This is a genomic window from Lysobacter sp. N42, assembly GCF_004344885.1.
This window is the reverse complement of sequence record NZ_SKFB01000001.1, coordinates 537,135-551,938: the sequence shown is the minus strand read 5'-3', so window position 1 is coordinate 551,938 and position 14,804 is coordinate 537,135. Positions and strand designations below refer to the sequence as shown.

16 protein-coding genes are annotated in these 14,804 nt (G+C 44.5%); 2 read left to right on the top strand and 14 right to left on the bottom strand.

Features of this window, described 5'->3' with window-relative positions:
* Positions 1 to 4 precede the first annotated feature (4 nt).
* Genes fabD through yceD form a run of 5 tightly spaced genes read right to left on the bottom strand, consistent with a single transcriptional unit; the run spans position 5 to position 3,776 of the window.
* On the bottom strand, positions 5 to 922 hold the full coding sequence (fabD, locus tag EYQ95_RS02785; protein ID WP_111914221.1) for an ACP S-malonyltransferase: 918 nt from the start codon (positions 920 to 922) through the stop codon (positions 5 to 7).
* Positions 923 to 932: 10 nt separating this feature from the next.
* A complete protein-coding gene (locus tag EYQ95_RS02780) occupies positions 933 to 1,904 on the bottom strand; it encodes a beta-ketoacyl-ACP synthase III (RefSeq protein ID WP_243699852.1) in 972 nt (323 codons plus the stop codon).
* A gap of 21 nt (positions 1,905 to 1,925) precedes the next feature.
* On the bottom strand, positions 1,926 to 2,951 hold the full coding sequence (gene plsX, locus EYQ95_RS02775; protein WP_111914223.1) for a phosphate acyltransferase PlsX: 1,026 nt from the start codon (positions 2,949 to 2,951) through the stop codon (positions 1,926 to 1,928).
* A gap of 5 nt (positions 2,952 to 2,956) precedes the next feature.
* Complete coding sequence (rpmF, locus tag EYQ95_RS02770) at positions 2,957 to 3,127, bottom strand: 50S ribosomal protein L32 (RefSeq protein ID WP_111914224.1); 171 nt, start codon at positions 3,125 to 3,127, stop codon at positions 2,957 to 2,959.
* Between the two features lie 19 nt (positions 3,128 to 3,146).
* A complete protein-coding gene (gene yceD / locus EYQ95_RS02765; RefSeq protein ID WP_207916205.1) occupies positions 3,147 to 3,776 on the bottom strand; it encodes a 23S rRNA accumulation protein YceD in 630 nt (209 codons plus the stop codon).
* Here yceD and EYQ95_RS02760 point away from each other — a divergent pair.
* Positions 3,770 to 4,384, top strand: a complete 615-nt coding sequence (locus EYQ95_RS02760; protein ID WP_207801075.1) for a nucleoside triphosphate pyrophosphatase — start codon at positions 3,770 to 3,772, stop codon at positions 4,382 to 4,384. The genes yceD and EYQ95_RS02760 overlap by 7 nt on opposite strands.
* On the opposite strand, the gene EYQ95_RS02755 is transcribed toward EYQ95_RS02760, so the two are convergent.
* Complete coding sequence (locus tag EYQ95_RS02755; RefSeq protein ID WP_111914226.1) at positions 4,323 to 5,024, bottom strand: HAD family hydrolase; 702 nt, start codon at positions 5,022 to 5,024, stop codon at positions 4,323 to 4,325. The two genes, EYQ95_RS02760 and EYQ95_RS02755, sit on opposite strands and share 62 nt — an antisense overlap.
* Before the next feature lie 5 nt (positions 5,025 to 5,029).
* The gene (gene rluC, locus EYQ95_RS02750; protein ID WP_111914227.1) at positions 5,030 to 5,986 is read right to left on the bottom strand and encodes a 23S rRNA pseudouridine(955/2504/2580) synthase RluC; all 957 of its coding nucleotides are present in this window, start codon (positions 5,984 to 5,986) and stop codon (positions 5,030 to 5,032) included.
* A gap of 409 nt (positions 5,987 to 6,395) precedes the next feature.
* Here rluC and rne point away from each other — a divergent pair, with 409 nt between their 5' ends.
* On the top strand, positions 6,396 to 9,191 hold the full coding sequence (gene rne / locus EYQ95_RS02745; RefSeq protein ID WP_111914228.1) for a ribonuclease E: 2,796 nt from the start codon (positions 6,396 to 6,398) through the stop codon (positions 9,189 to 9,191).
* A gap of 62 nt (positions 9,192 to 9,253) precedes the next feature.
* Here the strand turns inward: rne and EYQ95_RS02740 are convergent, their stop codons facing one another.
* The 7 genes from EYQ95_RS02740 to cmk form a co-directional block, all read right to left on the bottom strand.
* Positions 9,254 to 9,661 carry a helix-hairpin-helix domain-containing protein gene (locus EYQ95_RS02740; RefSeq protein ID WP_111914229.1) on the bottom strand — a complete coding sequence of 136 codons (408 nt, stop codon included), beginning with the start codon at positions 9,659 to 9,661 and terminating at the stop codon, positions 9,254 to 9,256.
* An 81-nt stretch (positions 9,662 to 9,742) separates the two neighbouring features.
* Positions 9,743 to 10,432: an orotidine-5'-phosphate decarboxylase gene (pyrF, locus tag EYQ95_RS02735; RefSeq protein ID WP_111914230.1), complete on the bottom strand. Its 690-nt coding sequence runs from the start codon at positions 10,430 to 10,432 to the stop codon at positions 9,743 to 9,745.
* On the bottom strand, positions 10,432 to 11,589 hold the full coding sequence (gene lapB / locus EYQ95_RS02730; RefSeq protein ID WP_111914231.1) for a lipopolysaccharide assembly protein LapB: 1,158 nt from the start codon (positions 11,587 to 11,589) through the stop codon (positions 10,432 to 10,434). Before lapB ends, pyrF begins: the two co-directional genes overlap by 1 nt.
* Positions 11,590 to 11,591: 2 nt before the next feature.
* A complete protein-coding gene (locus tag EYQ95_RS02725; protein WP_111914232.1) occupies positions 11,592 to 11,888 on the bottom strand; it encodes a lipopolysaccharide assembly protein LapA domain-containing protein in 297 nt (98 codons plus the stop codon).
* A 48-nt stretch (positions 11,889 to 11,936) separates the two neighbouring features.
* Positions 11,937 to 12,224 (bottom strand): integration host factor subunit beta, encoded by a 288-nt coding sequence (gene ihfB / locus EYQ95_RS02720; RefSeq protein WP_111914233.1) that lies wholly within the window; start codon positions 12,222 to 12,224, stop codon positions 11,937 to 11,939.
* A 41-nt stretch (positions 12,225 to 12,265) separates the two neighbouring features.
* Positions 12,266 to 13,939, bottom strand: coding sequence for a 30S ribosomal protein S1 (rpsA, locus tag EYQ95_RS02715; RefSeq protein WP_111914837.1), 1,674 nt, complete (start codon positions 13,937 to 13,939; stop codon positions 12,266 to 12,268).
* A gap of 110 nt (positions 13,940 to 14,049) precedes the next feature.
* Positions 14,050 to 14,757, bottom strand: a complete 708-nt coding sequence (cmk, locus tag EYQ95_RS02710) for a (d)CMP kinase (RefSeq protein WP_111914234.1) — start codon at positions 14,755 to 14,757, stop codon at positions 14,050 to 14,052.
* Positions 14,758 to 14,804 lie beyond the last annotated feature (47 nt).

The following is a 14,804-nucleotide window of genomic DNA, read 5'->3' as shown; positions in this document are numbered from 1 at the left end:
TTTATTATTCTGAAAACGTTTGAACGCTTTCAATATTATGAATAGCACCTACTTGTGCAGGTTTATGAATTCGTTTAACCAGCCCCGACAATACTTTTCCAGGTCCGACTTCATGAAACTCTTCTACGCCTTGAGAAACCAACCATTCGACGGTTTTTGTCCACTGCACTGGAGAATAAAGTTGCTGTACTAGTTTTGTTTTAATATCGTCGACAGATTCGGCGACTGTAACATCAACATTATGGACCACAGGAATCGTAGGTAATTCAATATTTACCGAGGTTAACGCCGCTTCAAGCTCTTTCGCTGCGCTTTGCATAAGTGCACAATGCGAAGGAACACTAACAGGTAATGGTAATACCCGCTTTGCGCCTGCCTCTTTACATTTCTCACCTGCGCGCTCTACCGCAGCTTTGTTACCTGCAATAACAACTTGGCCTGGAGAGTTAAAGTTAACCGCAGAAACAACCTCGCCCTGCTCACTTGCTTCACATGCTCTAATAACGCTTTCATCGTCTAAACCGATAACCGCAGCCATAGCTCCCACACCGGCGGGAACAGCTTCTTGCATAGCCTTACCACGCAAAGACACTAACCGAATGGCGTCTTGGAATGCTAACGCTCCAGAGCATACTAAAGCGGAATACTCACCCAAACTGTGCCCTGCCATGAAGTCTACTTTAGGTTCGCCTAGAGCACGATAAACCGCAACGCTTGCAGCAAGTATTGCGGGTTGAGTAATAGCTGTTTGGTTCAATTGATCGTCTTCGTTATGCTCAATAATCGACCATAGATCATAGCCGAGAGCTTCGCTTGCCTCTGCGAAGGTTTGCCCAACCACAGGTGTTTCTGCAACTAAGTCCGCAAGCATTCCTTTAGCTTGTGAACCCTGACCTGGGAAAATAAACGCTGTTTTAGCCATATTCAAAACCTTAATATGTAATCAATGCTGAACCCCAAGCGAAACCGCCGCCAAACGCTTCGAGTAAAACGCGTTGACCACGCTGAATGCGGCCGTCTTTAACGGCAACATCTAAAGCTATTGGGACGGAAGCAGCTGAGGTATTTCCTGTATAGTCTAACGTTAACACCACTTGTTCCAATGGCATCGACAATTTTTTAGCTGTTGCCTGAATTATTCTGAAATTAGCCTGATGAGGCACCAGCCAGTCAAGCTCTTCAGGGCTTAAATCATGTTGTTGCAGCGTAGTTTGCACCAATTCCGATAATTTCTGAACCGCAACTTTGAATACTTCGTTACCCTTCATATACAACCAAGCTTGTTCTTCTATAGCGTCAGGGCGTCGAGTGGGCAAGTCAGCGCCCAGTAACTCAGCATATTCGCCAGCACAGTATATATGCGTCGAAAGAATGCCTGGCTTCTCACTAGCCTCAAGCACAGCAGCACCTGCACCATCGCCAAAAAGTACGATCGTATTGCGATCTTCAGGGTTACAAAGCCGAGACAATACGTCACTACCCACGATCAGAATTTTTTTCGCTGCCCCGGTTTTAATATACTGATCGGCAACGCTCATAGCGAACATGAACCCAGCGCATGCTGCAGCCACATCGAACGCCGCAGCATTCTTTGCTCCAATCGCAGCCTGTAGTTCGCAAGCAGCACTTGGGAAGGACTTATCTGCTGAAGTGGTCGCTACAATGACCATATCTAGCTCAAGCGCATCAATATTTGCAGAGCGTAATGCATCAGTTGACGCATGAGCCGCCATTGAAACTACGTTTTCATGCGCCTCAGCAATTCTGCGTTCACGAATACCAGTTCGCTCACGGATCCATTGATCAGAAGTATCTACACGTTGTTCTAATTGTTGGTTGGTTAACCGTTGGGAAGGAAGATAATGACCTGTGCCAACAATTCTAGTAAACATATCCAGCCTCATCGTTACCTTCGAGTAATTTGGCTAGGACTGCTCTCCTAGCTCTGCTGCAATTTGATCATGAATGCGGCTGGGTAATTTATTCTCAGCCTCAACTTGAGCCTGCTTTATTGCACTAAAAAATGCTTCTGCAGATGCATTGCCGTGACTCTTTATCACAACACCGCGCAATCCTATCAAAGATGCACCGTTATACTGGTCGGGCTTGAGCCATGAGAGTGAGTTTTTTAGGCGTTTATAAACGAATAATGCCAGTAGTTTACTAAACCAATGCGTTTTCAACGACTGATTAAGGTTTTCATAAAGAAGTCGAGCCATTCCTTCACAGCTCTTCAATGCAACATTACCTGTGAATCCATCGCACACTATAACGTCAGCTTTACCAGCAAATATGTCATTACCTTCAATAAAGCCAACATACTCTATAGCCTGATTTTCTTTTAGCAGTTGCGCTGCATTTTTGACAACGTCGTTACCCTTGATTTCTTCCTCGCCCATATTGAGTAAAGCAACTCTAGGACGCTTCACACGCGCAACTTCCGTTGCCAGAACCGACCCCATGACCGCGAATTGGTGCAAAGTTTCAGCGTCACACTGAGGATTAGCGCCTAAATCGAGTAAAAAGCTTTGATGTCCCTTCTGATTAGGAAGTGGAGCGACCAAGGCAGGTCGAATAACACCAGGTATGGTCTTCAATTTCAGGTAGGACAACGCCATGAGTGCGCCAGTGTTACCACAACTGACACAAGCGTCGGCATCGTTTTCTGCGACAGCGTCAATGGCTAAACGCATTGATGCTTTGGGCTTACTTCGAATACATTGTCCAGGTTTGTCATCCATCTCGATCACTTGAGCACTATGAACAATTTGATATCGAGAGGAATACTGGGAAGGAATCGACCGGAGTAATGGCTTGAGTTCTTGCTCATCACCGAACACCAGAAAATGGGTAGTAGGAAACGCTTGCAGCGCTCGTTTGAGCGCTGCAATTATGATGGCGGGACCTCGGTCACCGCCCATCGCGTCAAGTGCAAGCGTTATAGGACGCATGCGACTTATTTAGCGGTAACTTGCTTACCTTTGTAGTATCCGTCTGCAGATACGTGGTGACGACGATGCGTTTCACCGCTAGTTTGGTCTACAGACAATGCAGCTCCGTTTAAGCTATCGTGCGCACGACGCATACCACGCTTAGAACGGGTTTTACGATTTTGTTGTACAGCCATTAGAGTTCTCCTGGTACAGTTATTTCTTTAACTTTTGTAACACCGCAAACGGATTGGGTTTATCTTCCTCTTTCGGAAGCTCACCGAATGTCATGGTATTACGATCAATTCTGCAATCTTCTTCAGCATGCATTGCAACCAGCGGCAGTGCGAGAATTAACTCATCTTCAACGATTTGATGAAGGTTTAACTCTCCAAACTCGTTTAATTCCACTGGGTCGTAATGCTCAGGCAAATCTTCAGCTTTCACTTTCTGATTGACTGGTGCATATCGAAATTCACATGTAACCGGTACATCCATATTTTCACCACATCGCTGACAAGCAACTACCACCGTTGTTTCGGCAGTACCGTGAATGAAAACTAGGTTCTGTTCGTCACGATCAAATGTAAGGCATACGTCTGCCTCACCTTTTATTTCGAGTGACACATCCTGCAGTCTCTCAAGAGAAGCCGTTGGTACTTCACCATTATAGCTTAATCTCTTCGTTGCACTGCGTATTGGATCGACCGTTACGGGTATTCTAACCTTTTGCATAGCGCGCGAATAATACTGATTGTCGCTTTCATAGTCAAAGGAAATTGCGAAATATAAGCTATTTATGTCATTCTTTTCGCCTATATGGAAAAAGGATAAATGCTGTGCCAACTACACAACAACCTCTTATTGTTTTAGCTTCTAGTTCACCTTTTAGAAAAGCATTGTTAAAAACCCTCGGTTTAGCTTTCGAAACCTACTCACCTGACATCGATGAAACACCTCTTGAGCATGAAGACCCGAAAGAGTTGGTGCTGAGGCTCGCAGCTGCAAAAGCACATAAAGTAGCAGCGGTTTACCCTAACGCCATTATAATAGCGTCAGATCAAGTCGCTGTTTGCGAAGGCAAAATACTAGGTAAGCCAGGAAACCACGAAAACGCATTAAAGCAGTTGTCTCTTTTTCAAGGTAAACGAGTTAGCTTCTTTACCAGTCTCACTGTCTTAAACAGCGAAACCAAAGAACAAGAGAGCGATATTGATGAGGTCGAGGTTACTTTCAGGACTCGTTCTCAAAAAGAACTCGAGCATTACATAAAGCAGGAACAACCATTTAACTGTGCGGGAAGCTTTAAATGTGAAGGGTTAGGCATTAGCCTTTTCGAGAAAATAGAGTCGAGCGACCCCAACAGTCTAATCGGGCTACCCTTGATAAAACTTACAACAATGCTTGAGCACGCTGGCGTGAGCTATTTACACTTTCGATCCAGTCATGAATAGTGCTCTCGACGTCATCGAAAGTATGGCAAAGACCGAATGGACTCTCCGCATTTAAAGTATGTGCGTCGTGAACACCGAATGTAACGCCTAATGACTTTATTCCCGCATTATTAGCCATGCGTAAATCGTGTTTAGAGTCACCGATCATAAGCGTGTCTTGGATATCTGCCCCCTGCTCTGCCATAAGGTCCTTTAACATAGCAGGGTTCGGCTTTGAAGGAGCTTCAGAGGCACAGCGAGAATTCACAAAATAGCGTTCTGTTCCTGTCTCTTCCCAAACACGTAATAAACCAGGTCGGGCTTTCCCTGTAGCTACTGCGAGCGGAAACCCTTGTTTATGAAGACGCTGCAAAAGCTCTGTAGCACCATCAAACATCGGGCTCGGTGTAGTATCAGCATCTATATAGTAATGTCTGTAGATATCTATTAACGCGGTTTGTTCTGCTTTGTCGTAACAGTCAAAAAGCACTTCAAGCGCTACCGGCAAACTTAAGCCAATAATGTCTCGTGTAGCTTGTTCGGTAGGCACGGGTAATCGAGCATCGGCGGCCATTTTTTGCATACAAGAAACGATTCTAGGGATGGAGTCCATTAAGGTTCCATCCCAGTCGAATATAATAAACGGTTTGACTGAGCTCATTCTGCTTAACCTGTTTTTCTAAACGACTTTAAAACGCGCTCTAGTTCATCGTCTAAAGGCGCTGATAACCGCATTGTTGTCTCCGTTTTAGGATGTATAAATGCAATTTCGTGTGCATGTAAAAATAAACGCTTCAAACCATGTTGTTCTGCAATATGCACAAATCTAGGATCGCCGTACTTGTCATCTCCAGCTATCGGGTTGCCTGCATGCTGGGTGTGTACCCGGATTTGGTGAGTTCGTCCCGTAACGGGTTCACAGGCAATCAAGGTTGCTTGCCCAAACTTCTCAACTACACCAAACTTTGTTTTAGACGGTTTACCTTCTCTATCAACACGAACAACCCGTTCGCCCGACTTGAGTGTGTTTTTCTTTAGAGGGGACTCTACTGTTTTCTTGTTTTTAGACCATGTACCCGCAACTAATGCGAGGTATTTTTTTTCAACCGTTTTGTCGCGTAACTGTTTATGCAGTTCGCGCAGCGCTGACCGTTTCTTTGCAACCAATATTATTCCAGAGGTGTCTCTGTCGATACGATGTACAAGCTCAAGAAACTTTTGTTGCGGACGAAGGCTTCGAAGTCCTTCAATTAAACCGAACTTTAGGCCCGAACCGCCATGCACTGCTAAACCCGACGGCTTATTGACAACGAGCAACGAGTCATCCTCGAACAATATATACGACTCAAGCTGAGCAATAACTTCTAATTTGGGATTTGGCGTGTCCGCCCTCTCTGCAACTTTTACAGGAGGAACACGTATTTGATCATTAGCTTTTAATTTATAGTCCGGCTTAATGCGTCCTTTATTTACACGAACCTCACCTTTGCGAATAATTCTGTAAATATAACTCTTCGGCACGCCTTTTAGCCTAGACAACAAATAATTATCTAGACGTTGGCCGCTTTCATCGTCCTGGACTTCATGCCAGGAAACCTTGTTATATGGATTCTGTTCACTCATAGAAAAATTATATCACGCAGTCCCCTACCTTTACCTCTATTTTAAATATGTTTCTGGCTTGTTTTTTGCAGTTAAAAAATGCGACAATAGTTGTGCAAAACCATTTAGATGGTTAACGCGTTGACTTTTAGTCCGCGAAAAGATTTTAACCAGCGGCAGCACTGACGAAAAGCGAATACGCTTGTTTTAGTTCAGCAGAAATTACTGTAAAACGTGAGACCAATGTCCACGGGTTACATGCGCAAGGCCAATGCCTGTGCAGTAGGAATGAGAAAGCAGAAAAGATATGTAAAAAGCCGGTAATTACGAGCAAACTCGTAATCGAAGGGCCGGTTTTATTCGTTGACAAAACAAAGTGTTATAAGCAGTTCAGTGTTGTGGCGTTTTACTAATTAAAATGAGTCACAATATGAAAAGAATGCTAATTAATGCCACGCAGCAAGAAGAATTGCGTGTAGCGTTGGTAGACGGCCAACGCCTTTATGACCTAGACATTGAAAGCCCAGGTCACGAACAAAAAAAAGCAAATATCTATAAAGGCACAATCACCCGCGTTGAACCCAGTTTAGAAGCCGCTTTTGTTGATTACGGTGCAGAACGCCATGGCTTCCTCCCTCTTAAAGAAATTGCCAAGTCTTACTTCCCTGCTGATTATAAAATTAATGGCCGCCCAAACATCAAAGATGTGGTTAAAGAAGGTCAGGAAGTTATCGTTCAAATCGATAAGGAAGAACGTGGCCAAAAAGGTGCTGCACTCACTACCTTTATTTCATTAGCAGGTAGTTACCTAGTTTTAATGCCGAACAACCCACGTGCGGGTGGTATTTCTCGCCGCATCGAGGGTGAAGAGCGCACACAGCTAAAAGAAGCAATGGCTGACTTGCGCGTTCCGAACGGAATGGGCTTAATTGTTCGTACAGCTGGCGTAGGTAAGTCTGCTGAAGAATTAGCATGGGACTTAAAAGTACTTATTCATCATTGGGAAGCCATTGAAGAAGCTGCGTCGAGCCGCCCAGCTCCGTTCTTAATTCATCAAGAAAGTAACGTTATTTTCCGTGCGATTCGTGACTATTTACGTCGAGACATTGGTGAAATTCTGATTGATGATGAGAACATCTACGCTCAAACTCTTGAGCATATCAAAATTGTACGCCCAGACTTTTTGCAGCGCGCAAAAATGTATAAAGGTGATGTTCCTTTATTTAATCACTATCAAATTGAAAGCCAAATTGAGTCGGCTTTTGAGCGTGAAGTACGACTACCTTCAGGTGGTTCAATTTCTATCGACCCAACCGAAGCATTAACTTCTATCGACATTAACTCTGCGCGCGCAACAAAAGGCGGAGACATCGAAGAAACGGCTTTCCAAACCAACCTTGAAGCTGCGGACGAAATCGCGCGTCAACTTCGTCTACGTGATGTGGGTGGCCTGATTGTTATCGACTTCATCGATATGACACCGATGAAGCACCAACGTGAAGTAGAAAACAGATTACGTGAAGCGTTAAAGCAAGACCGTGCACGCGTTCAAGTTACTCGCATTTCACGTTTCGGCCTTCTTGAAATGTCACGTCAAAGATTACGTCCTTCGCTTGGCGAGTCAGCTAACCATGTTTGTCCTCGTTGTAGTGGACAAGGCACGATACGTAGTAACGAGTCTATTGCCCTTTCCATTCTTCGCTTAATTGAAGAAGAAGCGTTGAAAGACAATACAGGACAAGTAATGGCACAAGTACCTGTGTCGGTTGCAACGTACCTGCTTAATGAAAAACGGTTACCTATTCAACAAATTGAAAAGCGTAATAAAACAAGCATCATTATCATCCCGAATCAGCATCTCGACACGCCTCACTTTGAAGTCGTTCGTATTCGTAAAGATGAAATGAGCCAGAACCAAAGCTTTGAGCTTATACAAAAAGCTCCAGTACAAAGTGTTGAGATTTCTCAACCTTCACCGAAGGCTAGTGAGAAACCAGCACTTAAACAGATGGTTGCCCCTGAAGCAGCTCCTGCTCCAACGGTTAAAACTTCTAACGAACCTTCTTTGGTTTCGAAAATTGCGAAGTGGTTGAAGTCTCTATTTGCTAGTGACGAACCGAAAAAGCCTGCGAAAAACACACGAAACGGTCAACGCAACAACCGTAACCAGGGTTCATCGAACAACCGTAACCGTAACAATCAACGTCGTGGGAACCGCAATAACCAGCGTAACCAAGAGCGTGGCCAAGAACGCAATAATAATGCGCAAGAGCGCAAGAATTCGAAGTCTCAAGACGATAGCGCAACCCAGAATAAATCGAACCAAGAGAACCGTAATCGTCGTAACCGTAGACGCAAGCCGCAGCAGGAAAAGCAAGACAATGGTCAAGCTACGCAAAATAACAAGCAGCAAGAGTCTATACCTGCTCAACGCCGTCAACGTAGAGATCTAAAAAGCTCGGTGCGTGTGAAAACAGACGCGAAGGTTTCTGAAGAAGAAAACCAAAATACAGTAGTAGCTCCAGTAGATACTCAAGAAGTAACTAAGAACGAGCAGCCGGTAGCGACTAAACACAAAGAAGAGCAAACTCCTGTTGTAGAAAACACTGCAGAAACCCCGGCAACACCGAAAGCTGAGAAAACGGCCGAGCAAGCGTCACCTGAAACAGAAGCTTCAAATGGTGACGATACCTCAGTTAACAGCGAAAGTAGTGCCGTAGAGCCATCAGCGGAACAAGAGCCGTCAGCGAAAGAGCAACCTTCAGTTAACGAAGAAGCTCCAAAGAGTGAAGAGTCTGTGACCGACGAATCTTCTTCTGAAGAAGCAGTAGCTGATAAAGTAGAGGCAGATGCTGTTGAAGAAACCGTGGAAGAAGCACCTTCAACACAGGAAGTTTCACCAGCAAAAGAAGAGGAAATCGCTCAACCTCAAGCGGAAGAAGCTGCAAATTCAGATGCTGAGCAAGAAATCACGGTCGAAGCAGAAAAGCCAAAAGCCAAAACTAAAGCTAAACCGAAAGCGCAAACTAAGGCGAAAGGTATTCACTTTACGTTTGCTGAAATGGCTAAAGCCCCTGCAGGCGAAATTTCTGCAGACATTGCAGCACTACAAGCAATGCCTGCTTCAGCACGAGCAGAAATTCAGCATAGCGGCAAAGTAGCAGGCGTTAACACCCCTACTTCAAAAGCTTACGCAGACATGCAAGCGTGTCCTAGCCAAGAATAATACGTCTTAAAAAGAAGCCTCGGCTCCCAACTTTGGGGTCGAGGCTTTTTTATGTGGCATACCTACAAGACGATACGTTCCCGATTAGCGTTTAAAGTTCGCACGCCCAAACCTCGCACTTCTAAAAGTTGCTCGATATCTGAAAACCCACCTAAACGCTCGCGAAGTTCGATAATAGCTTGAGCGCGAGTTGAACCAACACCTTTAAGCTTTTTAGCTAACTCCATCGCGTTGGCGGTATTAATGTTTACAGTTTCAGTGACATCGTTCTCAGCACGTAACCGATGCATCGAAACATAAGGCGTTAATTTACTGACCTTTTGTTTCACTTCCTGCATTTGCTTAGACTGGCTTTTGAGGTCTGCTAAAGAGTTTTTAGCAGAATCTTGCAGTGTTTCAGCATGAGCAGGGCCTGCAAAAACAAGAACGGACGATAGAATGGGAATAAGAAAACGAATAGGTTTAAACATATATGCTCCTTTTAAGTAACCGTTGCTTCCTATGCAACGGTTACAGTATAGCGAGGAGCTCTGTAAATGCTTGAGTTTGGATTAGGATATTTGCTGGTTAATTGCTGAAATTAGTTCCGCGGGCGCGTCCGACTCTCGAATGGGTCTTCCTATCACTAAATAATCAGACCCCGCCTCCATAGCTGCTTTTGGAGTCAAAACGCGTGTTTGGTCGTTAGCCGCGCTGCCTTCAGGTCGAATACCTGGTGTAACGAGTTTAAATGAGTTCCCTAACTCCCCTTTGAGCAGCCTAGCTTCCTCTGCAGAGCACACAACGCCGTCTAACCCAGAGTTTTTAGTGAGTCGCGCTAGGTGTAATACTTGTTCCTGCAACGGTACGGAAACATTAAGCGAATGAACTTCGGCTTCACTCATGCTCGTCAATACCGTTACGGCTGTTAATAGTGGCCGTTGCTCTCCATATGGCTCCAATGCTTCCCGTGCCGCGCGCATCATACGCTCTCCACCGGAAGCGTGAACATTCACCATCCAAACCCCCAATTCGGCACTTGCACGAACTGCACCTGCAACGGTATTAGGGATGTCGTGAAATTTAAGGTCTAAAAAAACATCAAATCCTCTAGCTACAAGTTCTTTCACCAACTCAGGACCAGCTGATGTAAAAAGCTCTTTACCTACTTTTACGCGACATGTATCAGGATCTAACTTATCTGCAAATGCCAATGCGTCGATAGGATTAGGAAAGTCTAGAGCGACAATTACTTCTTTCATTATTCACCATCAATTCCACGAAGAGGTTTAATTTCACCCCAAACTTTACACGAGGGGCAATGCCAATAAAGCTGCTGGGCCGAAAAGCCACAATGTTTACAACGATACTTAGGCCGTTGCTTGATTTGTTCGGCAACAATAGACTGAAGCAGACTCAGAGCGTCACGCTCTTTCCCTGGGGCCGCTTGTTGTACATGAACCTCAATAAGCTTATGAAATCCGCGCATCGTTGGGTTTCGTCTTAAAGCTGTAAGTAGAAACTGCTCGGCAGCTTCCGCATCGTTTTGCGCCGCAATATGTTTTGCCAGCATAATTACTGCAGTTGCACTTGGATTTTCAAGAACTAGGTCGTGAAGGCAACTTAATAAACCGTCTTCGTCGTTAAGTTCGGCATAAGCCATTTCCAATAAAGGTAGTACTTCAGAACTAAACTCAGGAGAGTCTTCAATAATCGGCAGAAAATAACTCAAACATTCTTTCGCTTTATTATGTCCCAAATACCAGCGCCCTAACGCAAGCCTTGCACGTACACAATCTTTGTCATGAGACAAAGCCTTTTGATAAAACTTTAATACTTCATCTTGTTTGTCTTGAAGCTCAGCTAACTCGCAATAGAATTGTGCAATATTAGGTTCGATGCCTTTGTCGTATCTTCTAATCTTTAGCGCAACCCTGATCGCTTTGTTCCATTCATTGGTCGCTTCATAGAGCTGCATTAAGTAACGTTCACTAGGCTCCCGGAAAAGCTTTTGTTGAGCTAACTCACTTAGCATTTTTTCAGCTCGGTCATAAAACCCTGCGGAGAGATAGTCTCGGCCTAGCTCAAACATTGCTTGATAACGCTGACTCTCGGTAATTGCAGGACGAGCAATTAAGTTTTGGTGAATCTTAATTGCTCGGTCTACCTCACCACGGCGGCGAAATAGTTTACCCAAAGTCCAATGTGTTTCTATCGTTTCACTGTCTACTTCCAGCATCTCGGTAAAATAATCGACTGCTTTGTCACTTTGGTCTGAAAGTAAAAGGTTTATTCCAGTAACGTAGTTTTTTGAAAATTTCTTTTGCTCTTCTCTTTGCTCTTGGCGAACACTGTTGCGACCCATGAACCAACCATAGGCTGCAGCAATCGGTAAAATGAGGAAGAGAAGCTCGAGCATAATTACAGGTTAGCTTTAGCGTGTTGTATGAGCTCTTTTCTCAGGCGACGGTAACGAACTCGAAGTTTTAGGTAACTCGACAAGAATGCGACGATGCCTACTAGGAAACCTAAGCCTAAAGAAAATGCCATGAGTGTAGAGGTTTTCAGCTGTAACTGAACCAGCAACAAATTGACATCAATGATATGCGTGTTTCTAGAACCGATTAAAAGGGCTATAAGAAACAGCAAAAGAATAGGCAGTAAAGCTAAGAAAAAGCGCGCCATAGAAAATCCTTTCCAAGCTAATAAAAAAGGCATGCCAGTATAGCATGCCTTTTAGATAATCGTCTTGCTTTCCAAAAGCGGTTAACCAGCGCTTTGATCAACGCGTTCTCTTAGCGCTTTACCCGGCTTAAAGTGAGGAACGTATTTACCGTCCAACTCAACTTTATCACCCGTTTTAGGATTACGTCCGACTCTAGGTTTACGGTAATGTAATGAGAAGCTACCAAAGCCCCTTATTTCAATACGCTGACCACTGGCCAACGATTGAATCATCGTTTCTAGAATTCCTCGAACTCCTGCCTCAACGTCTTTTGGAGACACTTGCGGCTGCTTAGTCGTAAGTACTTCAATCAGCTCTGACTTCGTCATAACAGATAATTCCTTTCTTTCTTCAGCCGCAATAACAACTATTAGTCGTCAGTCTTAGCAGCTTTAAACGCTTCAGCCATTGCGTTGTTGATTGCGCTATCTTCTTGCTGATTAACGCTTTCAAGCGCAGCTTTCTCTTCAGCTTCGTCTTTCGCTTTGATTGACAAGCTGATTACACGGTTCTTACGGTCGATACCCATAAAGCGTGCTTCAACTTTATCGCCTACAGACAATGCAGTTGATGCGTCTTCGATGCGCTCACGAGCGATGTCAGCAACACGTACGTAGCCTTCAACGCCGTCCGCAAGTTCAATTGTTGCACCTTTAGCGTCAACTTCTTGAACCGTACCAGTAACAATAGCACCCTTCTTGTGAGATTCCAGATAGTTATTCACTGGATCTTCAGAAATTTGCTTGATACCTAGAGAGATACGCTCACGTTCTGCGTCAACCTGAAGAACAACAGCTTCAACTTCTTCGCCTTTCTTGAAGTCGCGAACCGCTTCTTCACCAGTCGCATTCCAAGAAATGTCAGACAAGTGAACAAGACCGTCGATGTTGCCGTCTAGGCCGATAAAGATACCGAAGTCAGTGATTGACTTGATCTTACCGCTAACTTTGTCGCCTTTCTGGTTGTTCTTCGCGAACTCTTCCCATGGGTTAGCTTTACACTGCTTGATACCCAAAGAGATACGACGACGTTCTTCGTCGATATCTAGAACCATAACTTCAACGGTGTCGTCTAAGTTAACGATCTTAGATGGGTGAACGTTTTTGTTTGTCCAATCCATTTCAGAAACGTGTACAAGACCTTCAACACCTTCTTCGATTTCAACGAAGCAACCGTAGTCAGTTAGGTTAGTTACGCGACCAGACATGCGTAGACCTTTAGGGTAACGATTGATGATATCGCTCCAAGGATCTTCGCCTAGTTGCTTAAGACCTAGTGATACACGAGTGCGATCACGGTCAAATTTCAATACTTTACAAGTGATTTCGTCGCCAACATTCACGATTTCACTTGGGTGCTTAACACGCTTCCAAGCCATATCAGTGATGTGCAACAAGCCGTCTACGCCGCCCAAGTCAACGAACGCACCATAGTCAGTTAGGTTCTTAACGATACCCGTAACTTCTTGGCTTTCTTGAAGGTTCTCAAGTAACTCTTCACGCTCTGCACTGTTTTCTTTCTCAATAACAGCACGGCGAGATACAACAACGTTGTTACGCTTCTGGTCTAGCTTGATTACTTTGAATTCAAGGTCACGGTTCTCCAAGTGCGCAGTATCGCGAACTGGACGAACGTCAACAAGTGAACCAGGTAAGAACGCACGAACGCCGTTAAGATCAACAGTGAATCCGCCTTTAACTTTACCACTGATGATACCTGTAACTGTTTCTTCTTTCTCATACGCAGCTTCAAGTTGTACCCAAGCTTCGTAGCGCTTCGCTTTTTCGCGAGAAAGGATAGTTTCACCGAAACCGTCTTCTACTGCGTCTAGAGCTACTTCAACAGAATCACCAACATTGATGTCTAATTCGCCATCTGAGTTCATGAATTGTTCAGCAGGGATCGCACTTTCAGATTTAAGACCAGCGTCTACTAGAACTAGGTCTTTTTCGATTGCTACAACCGTACCAGTAACGATTGAGCCAGGGCGGGTTTCGATTTCTTTGAGGCTTTCCTCAAATAATTGAGCAAAATTTTCGGTCATATTAAATAACTTCACAAAGTTTAGACATCCGTTGAATTTCCTTGCCAACGGGGTTGTTACACGAAATCGGTTTCATCCTAAAACCGACCCTTGGAGCACACAAAGGTGCTTCAAATTTTTCCAGAAATTTGCGAATGCGCAAATTCTAAAACTTCTTTCAAAACCGATTCTATTGATTTATCAGTAGAATCTAAAATCAACGAACCCTCCGCAGCCTTCAGAGGTGCTACAGAGCGGTTCATGTCTCGGTCGTCACGTTCTTTAATTTCCACAACGAGATTGTTCATTTTAGCATCAACACCCTTTTCCTGCAATTGCAAAAACCTACGTTTTGCGCGCTCTTCAGGGCTTGCCGTTAAAAATATTTTAGCTTGCGCGTCGGGAAAAACTACAGTGCCCATGTCACGACCATCGGCAACTAAACCAGGTAACTCCCTAAAACCACGCTGACGGCGCAATAACGCCTCGCGAACTCTAGGCAAGGCTGCTATTTTAGAGGCTGTTTGCCCCATTATTTCTTGGCGAATTGTTTCTGTTACGTCTTCGCCCTCAAGTACCACGTGGGTAGAGCCTGTCTTCTCATTAACGATAAACTCAACGTCTAGGTCTGCAGCCAAAGCGACTAAGCCCTCTTCGTCTTCCGGTTTAAAGTTATGATGTGAAGCGGCGACAGCGAGTACGCGGTAAATTGCGCCACTGTCCAAAAGCTTCCAACCAAGACGGTCTGCAACCATTCGGCTTATCGTTCCTTTACCAGCACCACCAGGACCATCAATAGTGATCACAGGGGCTTGGGTTGCATTGGAAGTCGTTTCCATAAATAGACAGTGCCTCTAAACTTGCTTCGGTTGAATGCCAACTTAAA